Below are 22,498 nucleotides of genomic sequence, written 5' to 3'. Positions count from 1 at the left end.
AGGATTAAGCATTAAATGACGCCTAGTTCTTTTCCTACTTTTTCATAGATGGCAATCGCTTGATCTAACATTTCCTTCGTATGTGCAGCTGTTGGCATGTTACGAACACGTCCTGTACCTCTTGGAACGGTTGGGAACACAATCGATTTTGCATAAACCCCTTCTTCATTCAATCGTTTACTAAACTGTTGTGTTTTCACTTCATCCCCGATAATACAAGGTGTGATTGGGGTTTCACTTTCACCAATATTAAAACCGAGCTGTTGTAAGCCTTCCTTTAAATAGCGACCATTTTCCCATAACCGTTCTTGTAATTCTGTGCTGTTTGATAAGATTTCAATCGCTTTCATTGCGGCTACTACATCTGCAGGTGTTAACGCCGTTGAGAATAGGAATGGACGAGAGCGCACTTTTAACCAATCGATTAAATTTTTCTTCCCAGCTACATAGCCGCCGATAACACCAATCGCTTTAGATAATGTTCCGATTTGGAAATCGATTTTATCTGATAAACCGAAATGCTTAACAGTACCTGCGCCATTTCCTAAAACACCAGATCCGTGTGCATCATCAACATACGTAATTAAATCAAATTCTTCAGCAATTTCAACAATTTCTGGAAGCTTTGCAATATCTCCATCCATTGAGAAAACTCCGTCCGTAATCACCATCACTTTGTTATAAAGGCCTGATTCCGTCGCTTCTTTCGCTTTTTGTCGTAAATCGTCCATATCCGAGTGATTAAAACGGATAATTTTCGCTTTTGAAAGACGGCAGCCGTCAATAATTGATGCGTGATTTAATTCATCGGATAAAATTGCGTCATGTTTGTCCATGACCGCTGATATTGCTGCCATGTTGCAATTAAATCCTGATTGATACGCAATCGCAGCTTCTGTATGTTTAAATGTTGCTATCTTTTCTTCTAATTCAATATGGATCTTCAACGTTCCATTAATAGTACGAACAGCTCCCGATCCAACACCAAATTCATCAATCGCTTCTTTTGCTGCTTCCTTAAGCCTTTCATCCGTTGCAAGACCTAAATAGTTATTTGAAGAAAGGTTAATTAGTTCCTTTCCACCAACCTTAATCATTGGCCCGTTTGCACTTTCTAACGGATCGATAACATTATATAAACCTTTTCCTTTTAGATCATCCAAATTTTCTTTCAAAAACTTATCTAACGCATGGCTTGACATAACAAATCCCCCTCTAAATGTCTGTGTTATCCGAATAAACAAATGTTCATATGACACGAACATTTAATTTCCACAAAAACCCTTGTACATCAATACTTTATTAATAATATCTTATCATAAACAATATGTAATGTTTACATAAGAAAGACACTTTTTCAAAAAACACGTGGTGCACTCTGTATGAAAAAAAACATCGTTTTGTATAGTTTTTTTATCACGTCTATCATTTATACCAACTATTTCCGAACAACAGAAAATAGGATCACGTTAGATCAATTTTTTCAAGAACAAAAGCGCAGAGATTTCGCTAAAGCGGCGTACAAACAGTACCATTTCAGTAGAAGGAAAAGGAAACTCAGGCGACGTTTTAATCGATGTTGATTTATCGTACGGTTGAAATGGGAAGTTTGCTAGCCGCTAACACCCGGAGCTAGACGCAAAACACTGAACAAAGTTGTCCAAATGTTGGAAATTAATAATTTCCTATACAAATAAAAAACTTTGCCATTGAAGGCAAAGCTCTCACTTTGTTTAGTTTTCTAATTCCCGTTCTATTTTTTGTTTTATTTGTTCGATCTTCGAAAAATTCATAGCGTTTGTATAATATTGTTCGAGTTGATCACGGCGTAATTTCGCTTGTTTTAAAAAGGAGGTTCCTTCTTTCATTTTTTTTGAATACTCATTCGAACACGCTTCAATTTGTTTCGCATACATCTCATCAGTTCCAGGTTCGATCAATTCTTTATACATGTCGATGACAAAGTCATTCTCTTTATTAGGGAAATATTCATGTGGAGCGGTGCTATCAAAGATGGCAAACTGTAATTTTCGAACGATAACCATATCAAGACTGTGAGGGTCAAAACCACAATGATAAATTTCGATGTCAAATCCTCTCTCTATCGCCTTCTTCGCGATTTTCTTTAACATCGTTGATTTCCCTGATCCTGGTCTTCCTTTAATAAAATAACGATTTTTAACATCCTCTGTTAAGTTTTCAATATAGTCAACGGGACCGTCTGACGTTGCTGCTCCTAAAAAACGATGATAAACAGCCCCTTTACGATTCTCTTCTTGTTGGTCAATTAATGTTTCAGCCCATTGATTTGCTAAGCTATTTGCTTTTTGAAAATCCATTTGTTCGATGAAAATTTTTTCCCAATCATCATGAATACGGTGGGCAACAGCAAAGGATTCAAACGCTCGCTCATATAAATGATCCATGCTCTTTCTCAGTATCATCATTTCCTCTTTATCAGCACGCAATTGATTCGTATCGTAAGCCTCACCAAAATTGACGTACTCTTCTACAACAGATGGGTTTTTCGCTTCTACTACATAAGGTGCCGTACCGTTTACTACTCCAGCTCCTATCGTACGATTAATGGCACCATCAACTGAACGGCTGTCCAAAGGATTATGAATCCATTCAACATCATTTTCTTGATGAACCCATTTTTCTCCTATTTCTTTTATAAGTGTCGATTTTCCCGAAACTGAACCACCTTTTAAGATAAACAGCCGGTTTAAATGCTGTAAATTTGTATCAAATAAATTGTAAAAACCTTTTGCTGTATTTCCCCCTGCAAAGTAATGACGTACTGTTCCAGTCATTTATTCACTACTCCCTCCCAAGTTTTACTGTTCCACTCATTACGTTATGCAAGAATGAAAATGTGGGTGAATGCCTACGCTACACGTTAAGCGACTTTTTCCTTTTTACTATGTAAATGTTTATATTTTTTCCCCCACGAATAAAGGAGCAGACTCGTCATGGCGATAAGCTGCCCAACAAATAGCAGTGCATCCCAAAAATAAATTGTAAACTCCATCGAAAGTAAATGAGGGACTGTTCGCTTCAATGCATAAACTGTTTGAGGAATGTAAAACACAAAAAAGAACAGCGTTGTGATACTTACACCCGCTATATAAAACAATGCATACATTTTCACCATTTTTTCTTCACCTGTAAATGTTTCAGTCTGGTCTTGTTGACGGATAAAAGGTAACCATCTGCTCAAAAATTGCTTCCCATTCTCCATTAAGTTATAGCACCCGGTTACATTTTCTAAAACATAATAAAAGTCGGTTTTCATATATAAACAGCACTGAAATACAGTACGAATAAAAACATCTAAGACAATAACCGCTAATAGATTAGCATTTGGAAAAAGGAGCTGACCGATAAGAGCTCCAAACAATACGACTTGATCAAAGCACATGCCCCCTAAATATAAAACATTTCTTTCTTTAGGAGATAACGACCACGATCGAGATAAATCGGTTTCAAACACAACAAAAAATAAGCGGTGACTTATCCCCATCGTTGTCGGTAAATCGTAAGCCCGCGCCGCCAACACATGCCCTAATTCATGAACCATTACCGTACAAAAGGTAATGAACAGCCATGCAAGAATATTAAAGCTCATCACATCAAAAACAAAAACATCACGATAAGAAGGAATCAAAGCAGGTTTCCATAGAAAAAGAAAGATGTTGATGATAAATAATAGTCCAAAGCCGTACATGGACCATTTACTGAAAAAGAGTCGGGCAAATGTAGGGGAGATCCAACTAAACCCACTGTTCTGATTTTTCGGTTTTTGATACGAAATCTCTTCACCGTCTATTTTTTTTACTAATTCAAGTTCAATCAATTGATTGGCAAAGTCAATCAAATCGACATTTTCATTAGGATATTGTTTTTTTAATTCTACTTCAACCTCCCCTAATGTTCTTTCTTCTTGAATCATTCCGATAGCATCAACGCATATTTTCGGCATTTCATAATACTCATGACTTGTTACGTCTTCTACTATATAGCTTTTTCGGTCTTGGCGAATTGTTAATGGTTGGAGAATTAGCTTTGATTGTTTAGTTAATGCCATAACGTAACTCCTTTCTATTTAAAAAGGATGCTAAAAATTAGCATCCTTCCATTTTATCGCCACATGCACCACCAACAAGTAGCTTTTACTTTTTTAAGCTTACGGATTTTCATGGTCTCACCTCCCTTTTTGAATAGTAGGATTGCAACTCGTTATACTTTGAGTTGCTTGACTGATCATTCCAAGGATAGTTGTTATATACTTCCACCCACTTCGGAAAAATCTTCTGAAATATATTTACTAGCTCTGGATCGAACTGAGTCCCTTTTCCTTCAATAACACGACTATACGCTTCTTTTAACGGCAGTGCTTTTCGATAAGAGCGTGAAGAAGTCATCGCATCAAACGCATCGGCAATGGCTGTAATTCGTGCAAGCAGTGGAATTTCCTCACCTTTTAGCTGTTCTGGATACCCTTTTCCATCCCAACGCTCATGGTGGTAAAGGATGACATCAATAACTCCCGTTAACCCCTCAACACCTTTAACCACTTCCGCTCCAACAACTGGATGGATTTTTATAATCTCATACTCCTCATCCGTCAACCTCGAAGGCTTCAATAAAATACAGTCTGGAATATTGATTTTTCCAACATCATGTAGTAAGCAAGCATAATTGAACGACTTTAATTCTTCCTTAGAAAATTGATTTGTTTCCGCTGCTAAGATCGAAGCATACTTAGCAACTCGTTCACTATGCCCTCTAGTATAAGAGTCCTTTAGCTCAAGTGTGGCGATAATCCCCTTTACGATTTTCTCTATTTGCTGGTCATAGGCTTTACTTATAGATTTTACATATCCTTGAAAACGGTTAAGTAAAATAAAAGAAACAATCGATAATACGGTTAATACCGCGATTGGTAAAAAGACAACAGCAGTTTGAATTACAACTCCTGCTATGCAATAGCGTATAATTAAACCAATAGTAACAAGATTAAAAAAGCGACTATTTACAAAAATTGGGCTGAATAAAATAAAAAATACTTCTACAGCATTTCCGCTTTTATAGCTTATTTGATTATTGCCAGCATAAATGAAAATATCATTTAAAATCGTTAAAATGGTATAAGCAATAAAATAAATGTATTTTATTGGATTTGGCTTTTCATTTTTAATAAAATATATAGCTACTGGTAATAATCCAAACAAAAAAATGTATATCCAATAACCAAATCCATCCTCAGGAAACCCAGGTGCTTCATTATCTACAAAACGAGGAATAATGTAATAATAAACAAGATCAAAAGCAATGCTTATCGAGTAAAACAGCGAAATAAATAACACAGCTGACCGCTGTTCCTCGTGAATTAATGTTGAATTAATCAATCCTTTTTTCATTATTCATACCTCTAAGTCATTTAATTATTACTTTCGACATTTCTCAACAATAACCTTCTTTCTGTTAATATTTTAAATATTTTAAATACGATTGGTTCCGTATATTACGTTTTCTTACTACTTGAATTTATTTAGCTATTAGATAATTCTATTCCATTATTAATATCGGGGAAAACTAGACAGAAGTTTAGTTATTTAACATTTATTTAATATTTTTATAACGGGCCCTATGTGCAACAAATAAAAATGAGCTAACCGGTTATGTCGATTAGCTCTTAAGTCTTTTATTGATCTTTTGCAATTTTTTTCATCACAAATGTTTCTTTCGCTGCTTCTGTTAAGCTTTTTCCTTTTTCTAATTCGACTTTGCGAAATTCGATATGGTTTGGGTTTAATCCATTTCCTAAAGAACCGTACACATTTTGTCGCTTTGGTTCAATTAATTCATTATGTTGATAATATATACGCGGTGTTTTCCATAAGGCTACCATTGCTTTTGTCATCGGCATTTCATGGTAGCGTTCCGGCCACATTGCTTTTATATGCTGTTTAACTAACGGATAATATTTCGAACTCATACTTGGAAATAAATGATGCTCCGTATGATACGAAAAGTTGAAATGCAGCACGTCAACCCATTTAGGAACGGTTACGGTTAAGCTGTTTGCTAATGGGTCGTTTACAGGTACAATTGGATTTAACCGGTGGTTCGTGGAAATGTAGCTCATCACAATGAAATTACCAATAAGTAATGGGAGTAAAAAGGCAAAGAACCATTTCTCAAACCCCATCACAAAGAGCAATGTGATCCATGTTGCCCAAGGAATGACAAACTGCCCTAAAACAACTTTTCGATTTTTCGGTTGGAATTTCTTAAAAAAGTGAAGAAGCATCTTTGTTGAATGTAACGTAAACATGACGGCTAAGCCACAAAATGAAACGAATGCACGGATCGGAAACGGAATTTTATAGATCCAACGTAAAATCCAACTTTTTGAGAGTTTCTCGAATGTCGGCCATGCATCAGGGTCTAATTCTTCATCCTGTGTGTGAGCATGGTGAGTCACATTGTGCCACTTTCTCCAAAGCTTCGGTCCGGTACTTAATGGCCAAAAGGCAACGGCTCCAAGTAAATCTCTTATCCAAGGCTTACGAACAACCGTACCATGCAATATTTCATGTCCTAAAAAACCTAATGCGGCAAAACTAAAACCTAAAACGATGGAAACCAAGAGATACCAAATGGGATGGAGGTCAAACAATCCGATTGTGAGGAAACCAGCGATGGTTACAAGTAAGTAAGCGAGACCACCATAAAGACGGGTTGGGACGGGCTTAAACACTTCCTTAGGTAAATGCGGAGAAATTTGTTTCGCATACCACCCAAACGTTTGAAATTTTTTCATTAAATAACTCCTTTCAACTAAGCCCAATATCTATATTAGCGATGATAAACGCTCGTTCTTTTCATTTAGGTTTATCAATTGTTGCTAGTACAAATACGGGTAAAACATTCAGAGCAAAACACAAATCGAAAACGGTTAACGATAAAAAATTCTGAAAATAACCTCCCCGTATGTTTTGTTCTTCTTTCTTTCTATCCTAACAGTCAAAAGCATATTCGTCAATGTTTTTAAGACCAAGTATTAAAATCTAGTTTTAATTTCTGATCATAATAATGTGCTTCTAGTTAACACCTTACATCTTCTTAATCAACAACCGTTAATACTTATCACGGAATATACCATTTTACGGAGTGAATCGTTTTTATTAAATGGGTGAAACTACCTTAAAAGGAATCAAGACTTTATAAAGGTGGGTTTCTAAGATGGATTTGCAATCTGGTAAATTTTATTGGCAAACAACGTTTCCCCATCCTCCATCCTATCCTAAACTAGAAGAAAACATCGAATGTGATGTACTCATTGTTGGTGCAGGAGCCTCTGGTGCTCAATGTGCTTATTTCTTGGCTGAAAGTGGATTAGACATTGTAATGGTGGATAAACGAAAAGCAAGTACAGGAAGTACAAGTACGAACACAGCACTTATTCAATATTTAGGAGAAAAAATGTTACATGAGCTTGTGGGTAGTTTTGGTGAGGAAAATGCAGTGCGCCATTTTCAATTATGTGAAAAAGCGATTGATGATATTGAAACAGCTTCATCTATACTTCCTATAAATTCTGAATTCACCCGACGAGACAGTTTGTATTATGCAAGTGAACGAGATCATGTTTCAAAACTAGAAAAAGAATATCAGTTGTTAAAAAAGCACGGCTTCCATGTTGAGTATTGGTCTGAAAAAGATATAGAACAAAACTATCCATTTCAAAAACATGCAGCCCTTTATTTTAAAAATGATGGAGAGCTAAATCCGATGAAATTTACGTATGGTCTCCTTGAATATGTAAAAAAGAAAGGTGTGCAAGTCTATGAAGAAACGGAGGTTACCGGAAAAAAATTCGAAAAAGACTATGCAATCTTTTTTACAAAAGGGAATTATTCAATAAAAGCAAAGCACATCATTATCGCTGCAGGATACGAGGGACTCGAATTCAAAAATGAAAAGAATGCTTTTTACGGGAGCTCATATGCTGCGGTTACAAATCCAGTCAAAGATTTTTCTTCATGGCATAACCGAACACTTATTTGGGAAACAGCACGACCTTACGTTTATATGCGAACAACTGCAGACAATCGTATAATTATTGGCGGCCTTGATGACACTACATCTTATGCAAAAGATCGCGATTCAAAGATCATAGCGAAGAAAGATATGCTTATTGAAGAATTTAATAAATTATTCCCAGATATTCATGTTACACCAGAATATTACTTAGGTGCATTTTATGGTACAACACACGACGGTCTCCCTATTATCGGCTTATATGAAAACCACCCTAACTGCTATTATTTGTTTGGCTTTGGTGATAATGGAACCGTGTATAGTATGGTGCTAGCAAAGATTATTCGTGACCTCATTACAGGTGAACCCAATCCAAATGTCGACCTTTATTTGCAGAACCGACCGGCAAAACGGTAAGTTTGGAGTTTTATGTTCGAATCGGAATATTCTACGAATAGATGTTCAATTCAGCCTTTTGAGGTGAAAATAAGGCTAGTTTCATGAAGTATTCACGATTTATATGCAATCATTTCAAAAATTCACATTACCTTTAACTATAGAGATGTGCAACTTTGATCACTTAGTTAGCCCCCTTGAATGAAAGATACAAGGGGGGCTTTTTTTAAAAGTCACTAATAATCTTATATTTCGTACCTTTTGTTGCACCAGTTTTCTCCATAGATAAGGATTTTAAAAGGTTTGTAGCAATTGAACGTGATGAAATGTTTAAAAAGAACCTGAGGTCTTTGTTTGAAATGAAAGAACTGACAAGCAACGAGTAGTCATAAATGGAATGAATATGAGCTTCTTTGGATACATACATACAATTAGAGCATCGCCAGTACCCATAGTCTCTTTTCATAGGAAGTGTTAAGCAATTTGGACAGTGGACACCAGTTAACAACTCGCTTTTACAAATGTCAAACTGCTTTAAAATATTTACATCATGAGGGGTATGCTTTTTAACAAGCAACGAAGATAACTTTTGAAGGTCTTTTTTACTAATACTTTCTTTCTTGAAGCGTTGTTCTAGCTCATCTATTTTAAACAGAAGATTTGCACTATGGATAAGCTTATTCTTATAGGAAGCAGGGGCTTTAATAATTGTGGATGGATTACTAATGATGATGAGGTGTTCTAGTGGGTAGCTCGGGAGTCTATGCTGTTCAAGCCACGTTTGAAAATGGAGTTGTTGTCTTCTAGCTTGTAAAAGAGGATCTGGAAACCCTTCTTCTTTACCATCTAAAACTCGGACCATTTGGTGCATATCCCCATCGAAACATAATGTACCAGCAATATTTTTCACTTCTAAAAATAATAAAAATTGACTAGATGCTATCACCGTATCGATTTGAAAATATTGATGCTGATTTTCAAGCCAGATGGCTTAAATGGTAATCAATCGATTGTTCTCCCCTATACCCAGCTAAATGTTTTGCAAGTTCTTTTTGCACGAGTGGCCTTTTCGGATGTGTACTAGACAATCTCCTGATCAATGCTTCTAATTTCTTTAACTTAATTGGTTTTGTTCGTTCTTTTTTAATCATGATACGACTCCTTTCGTTAAGATATAATCAGTTTCGACATGTACTGGCAGAATCCCTTTTTGTTTTAAAAATTATTCATTCGACTCGAAAATTGGAAAACATATTAGTCAAATTGGATAATTGCACCACTTTGGACATTTTTTGCACGAGTTTTCGTATTAATTGCACGAATCGGAGGTATAATTGCACGAATTTAGAAATAATTGCGCGTCAATCTCCTTAATTGCGCCTGAACATCCCTTTTTGCACCTCAATTGGCCGAATTGCACCGGAAAGTAAATGGTCAAATTACTCCCTCGTACTCTTTTTCACTGTATCCCTCCTAGTAAACAAAACATTTGACTCCCGCAATAAAATTCATTAAAATCACATTTGACTATCTGGTTTCCTTTTTGACCGAACAGTTCTACACTAGACTCAGAGGTGAATATGTTGGAATCAAAAGAGCAATTAATATTAGAAGTAGCTCTTTCATTTTTTTCCGAAAAAGGATACTACACTACGTCCGTACAAGAAATTGCTACACAGTGTGGGATATCAAAAGGCTCCTTATATAAATTTTTCCAATCAAAAGAGGATCTATTTATTAAAGTTTGTGAGTATCACCAAAATCAATTATTTAAAAAAGCAAGAGTTTTAGATTATCAAGATTATGAATCCTCAAAAGCTTGGTTAAAAGATCATATCGCTTTGCAAATGGAAGATTTTTTACAAAAGAAAGACTTTATATTCATGCAATTTAAGGAAATACCCTTTCATAAAAGTGAAAAGCTGAAATCGTTAAAAACACATATGCGTTCACGAATTATGAATTGGCGATATGAAAGCTTGCTTACGGCATACGGAAAAGAAATTGAACCATTTATTTGGGATGTCATGATTATGCTGCAAGGGATGATCAAAGAATCTTTATTTCTTATCATCGAATCAAAACAGTATGCACTCATTAAACCGGCAGCAAACTTTATAGCAAATCGCATTGATTCAACCATTACTCAGTTAAGTGAACAAAAAGAAGTACCAGTTGTGACAGATGCAGTTGTTAAAAAATACATCTCCATCGAAAAAAGCATCGTGACAGATACGATTGAATCCGTACTTGGAGAGATGAAACTAAAAGTTCAAGCCATTTCAAACGACGAATGGCGGAAAAAGCTTCTTGACACTATCTCTTTATTGTTGGAGGAAATAACAAAAGAACATCAACGCTCCTTTTTAATGGAGGCGCTTCTCTCTTATTTAGAAAAAGAAGACCAGCTTGTTGTCCTTGTGAAAAAAGCTCGTAATTTTATTTAACAGGAGGTTTTTAAATGGAACATTTAGAACAAAGGCAAAAAGTGCTCATTATGATCGCGGTTATGGCCGCTATGTTTTTTGCTGCTGTAAACATGACAATTGTCGGTACCGCATTACCAAAGATTATTGCCCAAATTGGTGGTATGGAATATTTTGATTGGGTATTCACAATTTATATGCTGACTTCCACGATTACAGCTATGCTAGTCGGGAAATTATCAGATATTTACGGAAGAAAAATATTTATCCTAATTGGAATCGGAATTTTTACATTAGGAGCTTTTTTAAGTGGGTTATCTGATTCTATCTTCCAGCTCATTATCTATCGTGGAATTCAAGGCTTTGGAGCAGGTATGATTATGTCATGTGCTTTCACCACAGTTGGAGATTTATTCTCTCCACGAGAAAGAGGACGTTGGCAAGGAATGCTCGGGGGCGTATTTGGACTCTCCAGTTTATTTGGTCCTACATTAGGCGGATACATTGTCGACAATTTTGATTGGCACTGGGTGTTTTGGGTATTCCTCCCAATTGGTCTTGTCGCGTTTGCGTTAATTTTAAAGCTTTATCCTTCCCATCAAGGAAAAGACAAAGAATCTGTCGATTATGTAGGTTCCCTTTTATTAACGATGATGATTGCCAGTCTTCTTTTAGGATTTACTTGGGCGGGTGATCGTTATGAGTGGCTATCACCACAAATTATTAGTTTGTTTTCATTAACGGTTCTTTCTCTAATCGCTTTCATCTTCGTTGAATTAAAAGTGAAAAGTCCTGTTTTACCGCTCTATTTGTTTAAAAATGGTGTTTTTACCATCTCTAATATTGCCGGGATGCTGTTAGGAATGGGGATGTTCGGAACGATTATGTATGTTCCATTTTATGTGCAAGGCGTCCAAGGACAAACGGCTACTGTATCTGGTTTAGTTGAAATGGTTATGACGATTACAATGGTCGTCTCAAGTATTGTCGTTGGGAACTTAATTACAAAAACAGGGAAATATAAAATCTTTGCACTAATCGGCCTTGCCATCATGGCGATTGGATTATTTTTAAACACGACGTTAGAAGTGGAATCAAGTTTAACGAAATTAATTTTACAGTTGATGATTATTGGTATCGGTTTAGGCATGAACATGCCTGTGTTCCAAATTACCGTTCAAAATGCTGTTGCCCATAAATTTTTAGGTGTCGCGACATCTGCTATGCAAACATTCCGTCAAATTGGTGGAACAATTGGTGTTGCGATTTTCGGATCAGTAATGGGTAATCGGATGGCCGATGAGCTTTCAGCAACTCAGCCTAAAAACATGCCCCAACCCGCTCCAGGGATGGAAGAAAGCTTATCCGACTTGCAAAACCCACAAATTTTAATGAGCCCAGATCAGCTAGAAGCTGTTCAATCAAGCCTACCTACTGAAATGGCCGGATTTTTCGATCAATTTATCGACGTATTGAAAAACGCTTTAAATGTATCTTTAACAAGTGTTTTTGCTGTAGGAGCAGGTGTTATTATCCTTGCGCTTATTACAACCTTATTTTTAAAAGAACTTCCGTTAAGGACGTCAAACAACGATGAAGAAGAAGTATCATTAATTAAAGAAGTAAACTAATTTTTTAAAGAAGTTCCTTTCACAATCTAGAAAGGGACTTTTTTATGCTTTCTAAGCCTAAAATTTCAAAAAAATATCACTATATTTATTATTCTAAAAAATAAACAAATAGTGTGGAATATTTTACAAAATTAATAAACGAAAAATATTTTGACAATATCTAAATAAAAAATTATTATATTAAAAGAATGAAGGAGGTTCTAATATGTCAGATATAAATAAACAGAAAATTGTGGAAAGTGTTCCGCAAAGAGGATTCTTTGGACATCCAAAGGGACTTTTCACTCTATTTTTCACTGAGTTTTGGGAGCGCTTTTCTTATTATGGGATGAGAGCCATCCTTGTATTTTACATGTACTATGAAGTGTCAAAAGGCGGATTAGGATTTGATCAAAACACAGCACTTGCCATAATGTCGATTTACGGTGCACTAGTGTATATGTCCGGAATTATCGGCGGCTGGCTAGCTGACCGCATTTTTGGTATGTCAAAAGCGGTATTTTATGGTGGAGTTCTCATTATGCTTGGTCATATCGCTTTAGCCGTACCAGGAAGCGTTTCTATGTTCTTTATGTCTATGGCTTTAATTATCCTTGGTACAGGATTGTTAAAACCGAATGTTTCAAGCGTCGTAGGTGAGATGTACAGCGCAGGAGATAATCGCCGTGATGCAGGATTTAGTATCTTTTACATGGGAATTAACCTTGGAGCATTTCTTTCCCCGTTAATTGTCGGAACAGTAGGAATGAAAATTGATTTCCATTTAGGATTTGGAATTGCTGCTGTTGGAATGTTTTTAGGATTATTAGTATTTATTTTTACGAAGAAAAAGAATTTAGGCCTAGCAGGTACGTATGTGCCCAATCCTTTAACAGCAGGTGAGAAGAAAAAAGTATTTTCAATTTTTGGTATTAGTGCTGTTGTCATTGCCATTCTCTTGGCTGTCTTAATTCCAAAAGGATTATTTACCATTAATACATTTATTAACCTTGTAGGAATATTAGGTATTCTTATTCCAACTCTTTACTTTATTGTGATGTACTTTAGTCCGAAAACAACTGCGGTTGAGCGTTCACGTGTGATCGCTTATATCCCATTATTCATTGCTGCTGTCATGTTCTGGGCGATTCAAGAACAAGGATCAACCATCCTTGCAAATTACGCTGATAAACGTACACAGTTAGATTTCGCTGGTATTCACATTTCTCCAGCTTGGTTCCAATCATTAAACCCATTATTTATTATTATGTTTGCACCTGTCTTTGCTTGGTTATGGGTAAAGCTTGGAAATCGTCAACCGTCAGTACCGCAAAAATTCTCTTTAGGATTATTGTTTGCTGGTTTATCATTCCTTGTCATTCTGTTACCAGGATATTTTGGTGGCGATTCATTAGTAAACCCATTGTGGCTTGTTCTTAGCTACTTCATTGTCGTACTAGGGGAATTATGCTTGTCACCTGTCGGACTATCTGCTACTACAAAGCTAGCGCCTGCTGCCTTCTCTTCACAAACGATGAGTCTTTGGTTTTTATCGAGTGCTGCAGCACAAGCAATCAATGCACAGCTTGTTAAATTCTATTCACCTGAAAACGAAATGCTTTACTTCGGAAGTATTGGAGGAGCAGCGATCGTGCTATCTATCATCCTATTTGCACTGTCTCCAAAAATCCAAGACTTTATGAAGGGTATACGGTAATACAAAAAATCCTCTACCTCGGTTAGAGGATTTTTTTAGTGGTAGAATCATTTTAGGAATGGTTCTGAAACAACCCTTATGTTATATTTTAAAAAATGAATTTAAATTATATATCATTCATTATTTTTGAATCAAGGGGTTGAAAATGGATATTCGAAATTTAAAAACATTTCACATGGTCGTTGATTTAAATGGTTTCCAAAAGGCAGCAGAACAATTAAAATATGCCCAATCGACCGTCACGATGCAAATACAAAAGTTAGAATCAGAACTTGGCGTACTTCTTTTTGAAAGACAAGGAAGAAAGGTTACGTTAACAGAAGCGGGACGGATTCTTTATGAACAATCAAAACCGATTCTTTTCGATGTGGAACGTCTGAAACAATCGATTCAGGACATTGGCAGCGGATACTCTGGACATATCCGTATGGGGTGTATTGAACCTTTTGCTAGTTTAAAATTACCTGCGATTACAAGTCAATTTCTGGACGAAAGACCAAATGTAACGATTTCCATCGAAGTTGGAAGTGCACACATGTTAAACGAATGTGTTGCTACAGGTAATTTAGATTTCGCTATCAGCACCCAACCTTCTAATGAGTCTCACCTTTTATTTCAACCATTATTTACTGAACCACTTGGGTTGCTTTTACATAAAAATCATTCACTTGCTGTAAAAGAAGAAATAACGTTAAACGATTTGTTCGGACAACGATTTGTTTTGACAGAGCAGAAATGTACGATCCGAGAAGTTGCCGAACGTGCTTTTGCCAATCAGGAAACAGAGATCTCGGTGATGTTCGAATGTGGAAGCCTTGAAGTTGTAAAAAGAATGGTCCAGCATCAAGCAGGAATGGCGATCGTTCCGCAAATTATTGCCACAGATTGCATCCCGGGAACAATATTTAAAGAATTAAGTCATGCAAACCTTCATTTAACAGTCGGTTTTGTCTACAGAAAAGATAAACATCCGTACTGCCTTGCTTTGCAGACATTTCTTAACGTTTTGCAAAATGAACTCTACACAGAAAACTAGTTTGTGTCGATGGATTCTATTATGGTTCAATTTCGATCGGCATCGGATGACTGTAAATTTGATTTGCGCTTTTCACTACGTATCCCCCAGACGTATAATCGATGACCATTTCTTGATCCATAAAAAGAAGCGTCGATTCATTTACATAAACGGGACGCCAGTTCGTTTGGATTGAAACCGTTCGGTCATCGAAATTCCGAACGAACAGCAACCGAAATAATCCGTCCAACTCACTGCCACACCCTCCAACTTCGTAAATGATGAAAACGGAATGCTCTCGGTATTTTTCACTTAGTTTTTGTAATCGAGCGATCGCATGAAGTGTCAAGATGATTTTCATTACTCCATCCTCCTAGTTGGGATTAAACGGGGAATAGCTGATAAACTCCCACGAATATGGGTGCGCCTGTTCCGTTTGTATGACTTCGTCAATGGTAAATTCAATCAATCGCTCGGCACCAGGAAATTGAGCTTGCTCTGGTCCATCCATTTCCCAAATAATACAAGATGTACCTGTTAGCTGTAACGTATGTCCATATTCAAAATTGATAAACAGCAATCCTGTTTTTGGATTTTCTACCACATTGCCTAGCGTATTAAACATCATATTTCCTAAGTAGTCAGGGAAAAGAAGTTTCGTATCGTTTACTACATAAACAAATCCTGGCTGTCCTCCTCGATGTGAAATGTCGGTTTTTCCTAATGCATTCGCGCTTGAAATAAAGAATGTATCAGACTTTTTAATCCAACTCTGCTGTTCTTTATTCAATCTCATTCCTCTTACTTCTTCAAGCTTTCGATCATTGCCCCTATTACGTTTAATTTCTTTTCTTGCCTGAATGTATTTAGGACAGTTTCCATATACTTGCTCCGTCTTAACGATTATTCTCCCTTCGTCTAAAGCGTCCGCAAACCCGTTAATCCGAATACGAATCCTTCGCGAAAATTCGATAACAATCATACCAACGTTCGGGTTGTGTTGAAGATGGGAATATAATTGTTCATACTTATGAAATGGAGCTTGAATGCTAATTGTATGTTGATCGATTACCCGAATAAATCCTTGATGACCACTTATTAACGAAGCCCATAGCCTTCCCTTTAAATCGGTTGTACCAATTGCCAACAGTGGCTGTACTTCGATAAACGATTGAATTGATTTCGGGATATACGGTTGAACCATTCTCCCTACGGCATCTGCTTGTTTGATAACACCTACTTTCTTTTGTACCTCACGCTCACCAGAATGAAATATTTCCATCCTCTAAAAGCCCCTTTCTATCGCATTTTCATTTATTATAAATCACTCTTTATTATTTGAAAAATTGAATTATTTGAATGTTAATATCATTTTTTTGAATATGAGCGCCTCCCCCTCTTTGTGGTGTTTTTTTCCTTATTAATTCTAATTATCGACATTTCCATTCATCTTGCTCTCCTCTCCTTCAAAAGTCATGATGTTTCCATTCCCTGTTTAAATTTATATTAAATAATCTTTTTTCTTTACAAATATATAATTTTATATAATAATAGTTTTGTGATTAAAATAATTATAATTTAATTATAATTTTAAAGGAGGAATTTTTATTATGTCATTAATTGGTACTGAAGTAAAACCATTCAAAGCAAAAGCTTACAAAAACGGTGAATTTATGGATGTAACGAATGAAGATTTAAAAGGACAATGGAGTGTATTTTGCTTCTACCCTGCTGACTTCACATTCGTATGTCCAACGGAACTTGAAGACCTTCAAAATCATTACGAAGAATTAAAGAAACTTGGTGTTGAAGTTTACTCAGTTTCAACGGATACACATTTTACCCATAAAGGATGGCACGATAGCTCAGAAACGATTGGTAAAATTGAGTACGCGATGATCGGTGACCCTTCTCAAATCATTTCTCGCAACTTTGAAGTGTTAAACGAAGAAGAAGGTCTTGCAGATCGTGGAACATTTATCATCGATCCAGACGGCGTGATCCAAACAGTAGAAATTAACGCTAGTGGAATCGGTCGTGATGCAAGCACATTAATGAACAAAATTAAAGCAGCTCAATATGTTCGCAACAACCCAGGTGAAGTTTGCCCAGCAAAATGGCAAGAAGGCGAAAAAACACTTAGACAAAGCCTAGATTTAGTAGGAAAAATTTAAGGAGCGGAATAAAAACATGGTCCTTGAAGCAGAAATTAAAACACAGGTAAACCAATACTTACAACTATTAGAAAACGATATTGTCTTAAAGGTTAGTACAGGCACTGATGAAGTATCAAAAGAGATGCTCGCTCTCATTGATGAGCTAGCCTCCATGTCATCGAACATCTCGGTAGAAAAAGCACGATTAAAAAGAACACCAAGCTTTAGCGTGAACCGTGTAGGCGAAGACACAGGTATCACATTTGCTGGTGTTCCTTTAGGACATGAATTCACCTCTTTAGTACTAGCCTTACTACAAGTCAGTGGCCGAGCACCCAAAATTGACGAAAGTGTTATGACAAAAATTAAAAACTTAAAAGGTGAATATCATTTCGAATCTTATGTTAGCTTAAGTTGTCACAACTGTCCAGAAGTCGTTCAAGCTTTAAATATGATGAGCAGTTTAAATCCAGGAATTACCCACACAATGATTGATGGAGCAGCCTATAAAGAGGAAGCGGAAAGTAAAAATGTCATGGCAGTACCATCTGTATTTCTTAATGGAGAATTCTTTAGCGGTGGACGTATGACTGTCGACGAAATTCTTGCGAAACTTGGAGATAGTCCAAGTGCTGAGGAATTTTCTTCAAAAGAACCCTATGATGTACTCGTCGTAGGCGGAGGCCCTGCTGGTTCAAGTGCAGCGATCTATTCTGCTCGAAAAGGAATTCGTACAGGTATTGTAGCCGAACGCTTCGGTGGTCAAGTGCTTGATACAATGAGCATTGAAAATTTTATTAGTGTAAAACATACAGAAGGACCAAAACTTGTTACAAGCCTTGAAGAGCATGTAAAAGAGTATAACGTAGACGTTATGAACTTACAGCGTGCCGTCCGATTAGACAAGAAGGATTTATTTGAAGTGGAACTTGAAAATGGCGCAGTACTTAAAAGTAAAAGCATTATTATTTCAACAGGTGCCCGTTGGCGCAACCTAGACATCCCCGGGGAACAAAAATTCAAAAACAAAGGAGTTGCCTACTGTCCACACTGTGACGGACCATTATTTGAAGGAAAGCACGTGGCCGTTATTGGTGGAGGAAACTCCGGTGTTGAAGCAGCGATTGACTTAGCTGGTATCGTCGATCATGTAACGCTATTTGAGTTCATGCCAGAATTAAAAGCTGACGATGTCCTGCAAAAACGCTTATATAGCCTACCGAACGTTACAGTTCTAAAAAATGTACAAACAAAAGAAATAACTGGAACAGACAACGTTGAAGGTATAGCGTATATCGACAGAGAATCCGGCGAAGAAAAACATATCGACTTACAAGGTGTCTTTGTCCAAATCGGCCTTGTTCCAAATACAGGTTGGCTCGAAGGAACACTTGAGCGTACGCGCTTCGGTGAAATCATCGTCGACCAACACGGTGCAACCAACATCCCTGGCGTCTTTGCAGCAGGGGACTGTACCAATAACCCTTACAAGCAAATTATCATCTCCATGGGCTCTGGCGCGACAGCAGCACTTGGTGCGTTTGATTATTTAATTCGAAATGAATGAAGGGAATTGACCATTACCTAAAAGCGTCAAAGGCATTTTTGCACTTTGACGCTTTTTATATACGCACATACCCGCTCTTTTTTAATGCATTAATGCACTACCAAAACCCTAATATTTATCTACTGTCGCACCTAAGGTCGCACCACGAATTTGTTGTATATTGTTATACTTTTGCAGTTCACTCGGCTCTCCTGTTACCACAACACCAATAATGGATAAGTTTTCTGCCGTTAATTCCTTCTCGCCATTGTTCGTTATGGAATTATAGATTTTTTCTGCTTCTTCTTGATACATGCCCTTCTTAAACTAACTACATAATAAAAAACATTATTATATTAATTGCTAACAAAGTTACAAGCAATCCAAGAATAATTTTTTTAAAAGTGAACGTTATAGTACCTTTTTCACTCCATTAAAAATGAAAAAGAAAATTATTAATGTAACTAAGAAAATGGTGATATCCATTTTATATCACCTCAATTGGCGGTCAGTCTCATTTGTTTCTAGTAAATTTTTTTATTAACACTCAAATAAAAACGGTTATGATATTTTTTTATTCTTCAAAACAGGAAAATACACCGTAATCATCGTACCTTGATGAAGTTGTGAATGGACGGAAATGGTTCCATGATGTGCCTGTACAATGGCATTTGCGATGCTCATGCCTAGTCCACTTCCATCAACTTTTCCCTCACTATTTGTTCCACGATAGTAACGCGAGAATAACCGTTCTTTCGTTTCCTCATCCATCCCAATTCCGTTATCTTTAACTATTAAAGCTATTTGTTCATCGTCCTTTTCAACCGAAATCATAACTTTTGTTTCCGGCGGATTATGTTTTATGGCATTAATCACAAGGTTATCCAGTAAGCGCTCAATCCACTGTGGATTTCCTTCCAAAAATATTTCATCTTGAGCATCAAAATAAAGATTGCTATATTCTTTATACTTTTCCAAACAAGTGTGAATGACACTGATGATATCAAAGGTTTCAAATTGAGAATGCCATTCTTGCTGTTTTAATTTCGCAACGAAGGAGAAGTCCTGAATAAGCTCTAACATATAATCACTTTTCTTCCGAATCGCTTCGCCAATTTCTTGAAGCTCCTCTTGATCCCACTCATATTGATCACTTTCAAGCATGTATCCATATCCTTGAATGGTCGAAAGGGGTGTGCGTAAATCATGGGATATTCCTGCCATCCACTCTTCTCTTTTTTGATCAAGGCGTTCCCGCTCTTTCTCTGAACGAGCTAATTGCTCAGCCATATGGTAAAACTCTTGAATCACTTCTTTATACAGACGAAAACGAAGGCGTATTCGATTTTTTTTATTAAACAACTTCTTGCGTTCGTTTGCTGTAAAAACTTCTTCATACTGACCATTTTTCATTCGTTCTAACCAGCTAATAAATAATAAAAGTGGTTGCCCATAGCGAATCCCATGCCAAATAGAGAGAGAGATTAAGATGATTAAAAAAACAATCCCAATAATCGTTAACACAATAATAATTTGTTGTATCGTTGAAATTTGTATGTTCTTAGTTTCCGATTCTGTATGAAGAACCCACATAAAACCATTAACGTTCTTTACGTTAATAGCCGTATCATATTTTTTAGGATTTGCTAAACGATCATGGATTTCAATAGTTTTGTACTTCATAGGTGTTTGACCATTTCCAATCCTTTGGATGACTTCCCCATCAGAATTTACAATATCTAAAAATCCTTCAACAGATTTTAACTCTTGTTTTAATACAGGAAGGTGGTGTGGATTGACTTTGCTACCTTCACTAAATTCATCAACCCATTTATTCAATAGTTTTTGTTTATGATTTTGAAAACCCATAATAAATAAATAAGGCTCGTCGTAATAATAAGAGTCGATTAAAGTAGTAATCTCGTATTGTTTATAAGATTTTTGATGTTCCAATTCCGTAATCTCTTTAAATGAATAGTGGGAAGGAATAACATTCGGTACATTTACAGAATAAATAACATCCCCCTCTTCATTCACAATTTGAAGCCACATATCCTTCTTTTTAAGCTCTTCATTCCATATATCTGGAACGTTGACATCGCCATCTACAATTATTGTTTCTGTTGTGATTGTATCAAGCACTCCTTCTGGATAATGACGGTTTATTTCTTGATTTACTATAAAGTATGTTAAGAAGAAAAATGCTATAAGCAACACCGTTATAACAAAAAGTAATAGAAGGATAAACTGTATGGAGAAATGAAAAGCAATTCTACGCTTTATTGATTTCATGATACTTACTCCTTGACTAACTTATAGCCTAGACCGCGAACGGTTACAAGGTATTTAGGATTGCTTGGCTCTGGCTCAATTCGCTCTCTAACCCTTCGAATATGTACCATGATCGTGTTGTCATCAACGATATGATTCAATCCCCAAACCGCCTCAAACAATTCTTCTTTCGAAAACACACGATTAGGGTGTTTACATAAATAAAGCAACAATTTAAATACGAGTGGCGAACAAGTTACACTTTTCCCTTTCACCTTCAATTCTTTTGTCATTTCATTTACTTGAAAATGGCCAAAATCATAGATTAGCGATTTTTTCACTCCTGATGCCTCCATAGGCATTTGAAACATTCTTCTTTGTACCGCCTTCATCCGAGCAACGATTTCCAGTGGATTAAATGGCTTTGTGACATAATCGTCACCTCCCATTGCGAATCCTGTTAAAACATCGAGATCGGATGTTTTGGCTGTTAGATACAAAATATATGCATTTGTTTTCTCACGGATTTTCGGTCCAAGCTCAAATCCATTCCCATCTGGTAACATGACATCTAGAACGATAAAGTCAAAAGAATACACCTCAATCTGTTGCAGCGCTTCTTTTGCTGTAAAGGCTGTTTTTATTGAAGCGTACCCCTCTTTTATGATACTTACTCCTTGACTAACTTATAGCCTAGACCGCGAACGGTTACAAGGTATTTAGGATTGCTTGGCTCTGGCTCAATTCGCTCTCTAACCCTTCGAATATGTACCATGATCGTGTTGTCATCAACGATATGATTCAATCCCCAAACCGCCTCAAACAATTCTTCTTTCGAAAACACACGATTAGGGTGTTTACATAAATAAAGCAACAATTTAAATACGAGTGGCGAACAAGTTACACTTTTCCCTTTCACCTTCAATTCTTTTGTCATTTCATTTACTTGAAAATGGCCAAAATCATAGATTAGCGATTTTTTCACTCCTGATGCCTCCATAGGCATTTGAAACATTCTTCTTTGTACCGCCTTCATCCGAGCAACGATTTCCAGTGGATTAAATGGCTTTGTGACATAATCGTCACCTCCCATTGCGAATCCTGTTAAAACATCGAGATCGGATGTTTTGGCTGTTAGATACAAAATATATGCATTTGTTTTCTCACGGATTTTCGGTCCAAGCTCAAATCCATTCCCATCTGGTAACATGACATCTAGAACGATAAAGTCAAAAGAATACACCTCAATCTGTTGCAGCGCTTCTTTTGCTGTAAAGGCTGTTTTTATTGAAGCGTACCCCTCTTTTAT

General features: G+C 36.6%; 20 protein-coding genes. 7 read left to right on the top strand and 13 right to left on the bottom strand.

Features of this window, described 5'->3' with window-relative positions; translation table 11 throughout:
* Positions 1–11: 11 nt before the first annotated feature.
* The 5 genes from MLD65_RS16080 to desB all read right to left on the bottom strand — a co-directional run bounded on the left by MLD65_RS16080 (position 12) and on the right by desB (position 6,832).
* The gene (locus MLD65_RS16080) at positions 12–1,202 is read right to left on the bottom strand and encodes a glycine C-acetyltransferase (RefSeq protein WP_243292871.1); all 1,191 of its coding nucleotides are present in this window, start codon (positions 1,200–1,202) and stop codon (positions 12–14) included.
* A gap of 531 nt (positions 1,203–1,733) precedes the next feature.
* The gene (locus MLD65_RS16075; protein ID WP_243292870.1) at positions 1,734–2,816 is read right to left on the bottom strand and encodes a PRK06851 family protein; all 1,083 of its coding nucleotides are present in this window, start codon (positions 2,814–2,816) and stop codon (positions 1,734–1,736) included.
* Between the two features lie 86 nt (positions 2,817–2,902).
* A complete protein-coding gene (locus MLD65_RS16070; RefSeq protein ID WP_243292869.1) occupies positions 2,903–4,090 on the bottom strand; it encodes a zinc metalloprotease in 1,188 nt (395 codons plus the stop codon).
* Between the two features lie 109 nt (positions 4,091–4,199).
* Positions 4,200–5,426 (bottom strand): HD-GYP domain-containing protein, encoded by a 1,227-nt coding sequence (locus MLD65_RS16065; protein WP_243292868.1) that lies wholly within the window; start codon positions 5,424–5,426, stop codon positions 4,200–4,202.
* Between the two features lie 284 nt (positions 5,427–5,710).
* Positions 5,711–6,832 carry a Delta(10) desaturase DesB gene (desB, locus tag MLD65_RS16060; protein ID WP_243292867.1) on the bottom strand — a complete coding sequence of 374 codons (1,122 nt, stop codon included), beginning with the start codon at positions 6,830–6,832 and terminating at the stop codon, positions 5,711–5,713.
* A 422-nt stretch (positions 6,833–7,254) separates the two neighbouring features.
* On the opposite strand from desB, the gene MLD65_RS16055 reads away from it, so the two are divergent.
* Positions 7,255–8,469, top strand: a complete 1,215-nt coding sequence (locus MLD65_RS16055) for an NAD(P)/FAD-dependent oxidoreductase (protein WP_243292866.1) — start codon at positions 7,255–7,257, stop codon at positions 8,467–8,469.
* A 205-nt stretch (positions 8,470–8,674) separates the two neighbouring features.
* Here the strand turns inward: MLD65_RS16055 and MLD65_RS16050 are convergent, their stop codons facing one another.
* Entirely contained in the window at positions 8,675–9,436 is a 762-nt protein-coding gene (locus MLD65_RS16050; protein WP_347709314.1) for a nuclease-related domain-containing protein, read from the bottom strand.
* Positions 9,426–9,599, bottom strand: coding sequence for a hypothetical protein (locus tag MLD65_RS16045; protein ID WP_243292865.1), 174 nt, complete (start codon positions 9,597–9,599; stop codon positions 9,426–9,428). Before MLD65_RS16045 ends, MLD65_RS16050 begins: the two co-directional genes overlap by 11 nt.
* A gap of 429 nt (positions 9,600–10,028) precedes the next feature.
* Between MLD65_RS16045 and MLD65_RS16040 the strand changes: the two genes are divergently transcribed.
* From MLD65_RS16040 to MLD65_RS16025, 4 genes are all read left to right on the top strand, one after another.
* On the top strand, positions 10,029–10,895 hold the full coding sequence (locus MLD65_RS16040; protein WP_243292864.1) for a TetR/AcrR family transcriptional regulator: 867 nt from the start codon (positions 10,029–10,031) through the stop codon (positions 10,893–10,895).
* A gap of 14 nt (positions 10,896–10,909) precedes the next feature.
* Positions 10,910–12,505, top strand: coding sequence for an MDR family MFS transporter (locus tag MLD65_RS16035; protein WP_243292863.1), 1,596 nt, complete (start codon positions 10,910–10,912; stop codon positions 12,503–12,505).
* A gap of 205 nt (positions 12,506–12,710) precedes the next feature.
* The gene (locus MLD65_RS16030; RefSeq protein ID WP_243292862.1) at positions 12,711–14,201 is read left to right on the top strand and encodes a peptide MFS transporter; all 1,491 of its coding nucleotides are present in this window, start codon (positions 12,711–12,713) and stop codon (positions 14,199–14,201) included.
* Positions 14,202–14,346: 145 nt separating this feature from the next.
* Entirely contained in the window at positions 14,347–15,237 is an 891-nt protein-coding gene (locus MLD65_RS16025) for a LysR family transcriptional regulator (RefSeq protein WP_243292861.1), read from the top strand.
* Positions 15,238–15,256: 19 nt separating this feature from the next.
* Here MLD65_RS16025 and MLD65_RS16020 read toward each other — a convergent pair whose 3' ends face one another.
* Together MLD65_RS16020 and MLD65_RS16015 are read right to left on the bottom strand one after the other, a co-directional pair.
* Positions 15,257–15,577, bottom strand: a complete 321-nt coding sequence (locus tag MLD65_RS16020; protein ID WP_243292860.1) for an iron-sulfur cluster biosynthesis family protein — start codon at positions 15,575–15,577, stop codon at positions 15,257–15,259.
* A 12-nt stretch (positions 15,578–15,589) separates the two neighbouring features.
* Positions 15,590–16,498 carry a pyridoxamine 5'-phosphate oxidase family protein gene (locus MLD65_RS16015; RefSeq protein WP_243292859.1) on the bottom strand — a complete coding sequence of 303 codons (909 nt, stop codon included), beginning with the start codon at positions 16,496–16,498 and terminating at the stop codon, positions 15,590–15,592.
* 328 nt (positions 16,499–16,826) lie between these two features.
* Between MLD65_RS16015 and ahpC the strand changes: the two genes are divergently transcribed.
* A complete protein-coding gene (gene ahpC / locus MLD65_RS16010) occupies positions 16,827–17,390 on the top strand; it encodes an alkyl hydroperoxide reductase subunit C (RefSeq protein ID WP_243292858.1) in 564 nt (187 codons plus the stop codon).
* A gap of 16 nt (positions 17,391–17,406) precedes the next feature.
* A complete protein-coding gene (gene ahpF / locus MLD65_RS16005) occupies positions 17,407–18,939 on the top strand; it encodes an alkyl hydroperoxide reductase subunit F (protein WP_243292857.1) in 1,533 nt (510 codons plus the stop codon).
* Positions 18,940–19,047: 108 nt separating this feature from the next.
* Here ahpF and MLD65_RS16000 read toward each other — a convergent pair whose 3' ends face one another.
* The 4 genes from MLD65_RS16000 to MLD65_RS15985 form a co-directional block, all read right to left on the bottom strand.
* The gene (locus MLD65_RS16000) at positions 19,048–19,233 is read right to left on the bottom strand and encodes an anti sigma factor C-terminal domain-containing protein (RefSeq protein WP_243292856.1); all 186 of its coding nucleotides are present in this window, start codon (positions 19,231–19,233) and stop codon (positions 19,048–19,050) included.
* Between the two features lie 246 nt (positions 19,234–19,479).
* Positions 19,480–21,210: a sensor histidine kinase gene (locus tag MLD65_RS15995; RefSeq protein WP_243292855.1), complete on the bottom strand. Its 1,731-nt coding sequence runs from the start codon at positions 21,208–21,210 to the stop codon at positions 19,480–19,482.
* A 5-nt stretch (positions 21,211–21,215) separates the two neighbouring features.
* Positions 21,216–21,857 carry a response regulator transcription factor gene (locus tag MLD65_RS15990; RefSeq protein ID WP_243292877.1) on the bottom strand — a complete coding sequence of 214 codons (642 nt, stop codon included), beginning with the start codon at positions 21,855–21,857 and terminating at the stop codon, positions 21,216–21,218.
* 2 nt (positions 21,858–21,859) lie between these two features.
* Complete coding sequence (locus tag MLD65_RS15985) at positions 21,860–22,498, bottom strand: response regulator transcription factor (RefSeq protein ID WP_243292854.1); 639 nt, start codon at positions 22,496–22,498, stop codon at positions 21,860–21,862.

This window comes from Bacillus sp. FJAT-47783 (assembly GCF_022808615.1).
Taxonomy (GTDB): Bacteria; Bacillota; Bacilli; order Bacillales; family Aeribacillaceae; genus Bacillus_BZ.
Note: the sequence above shows the minus strand (reverse complement) of the source record. Positions and strands in the feature narration are given on the sequence as shown.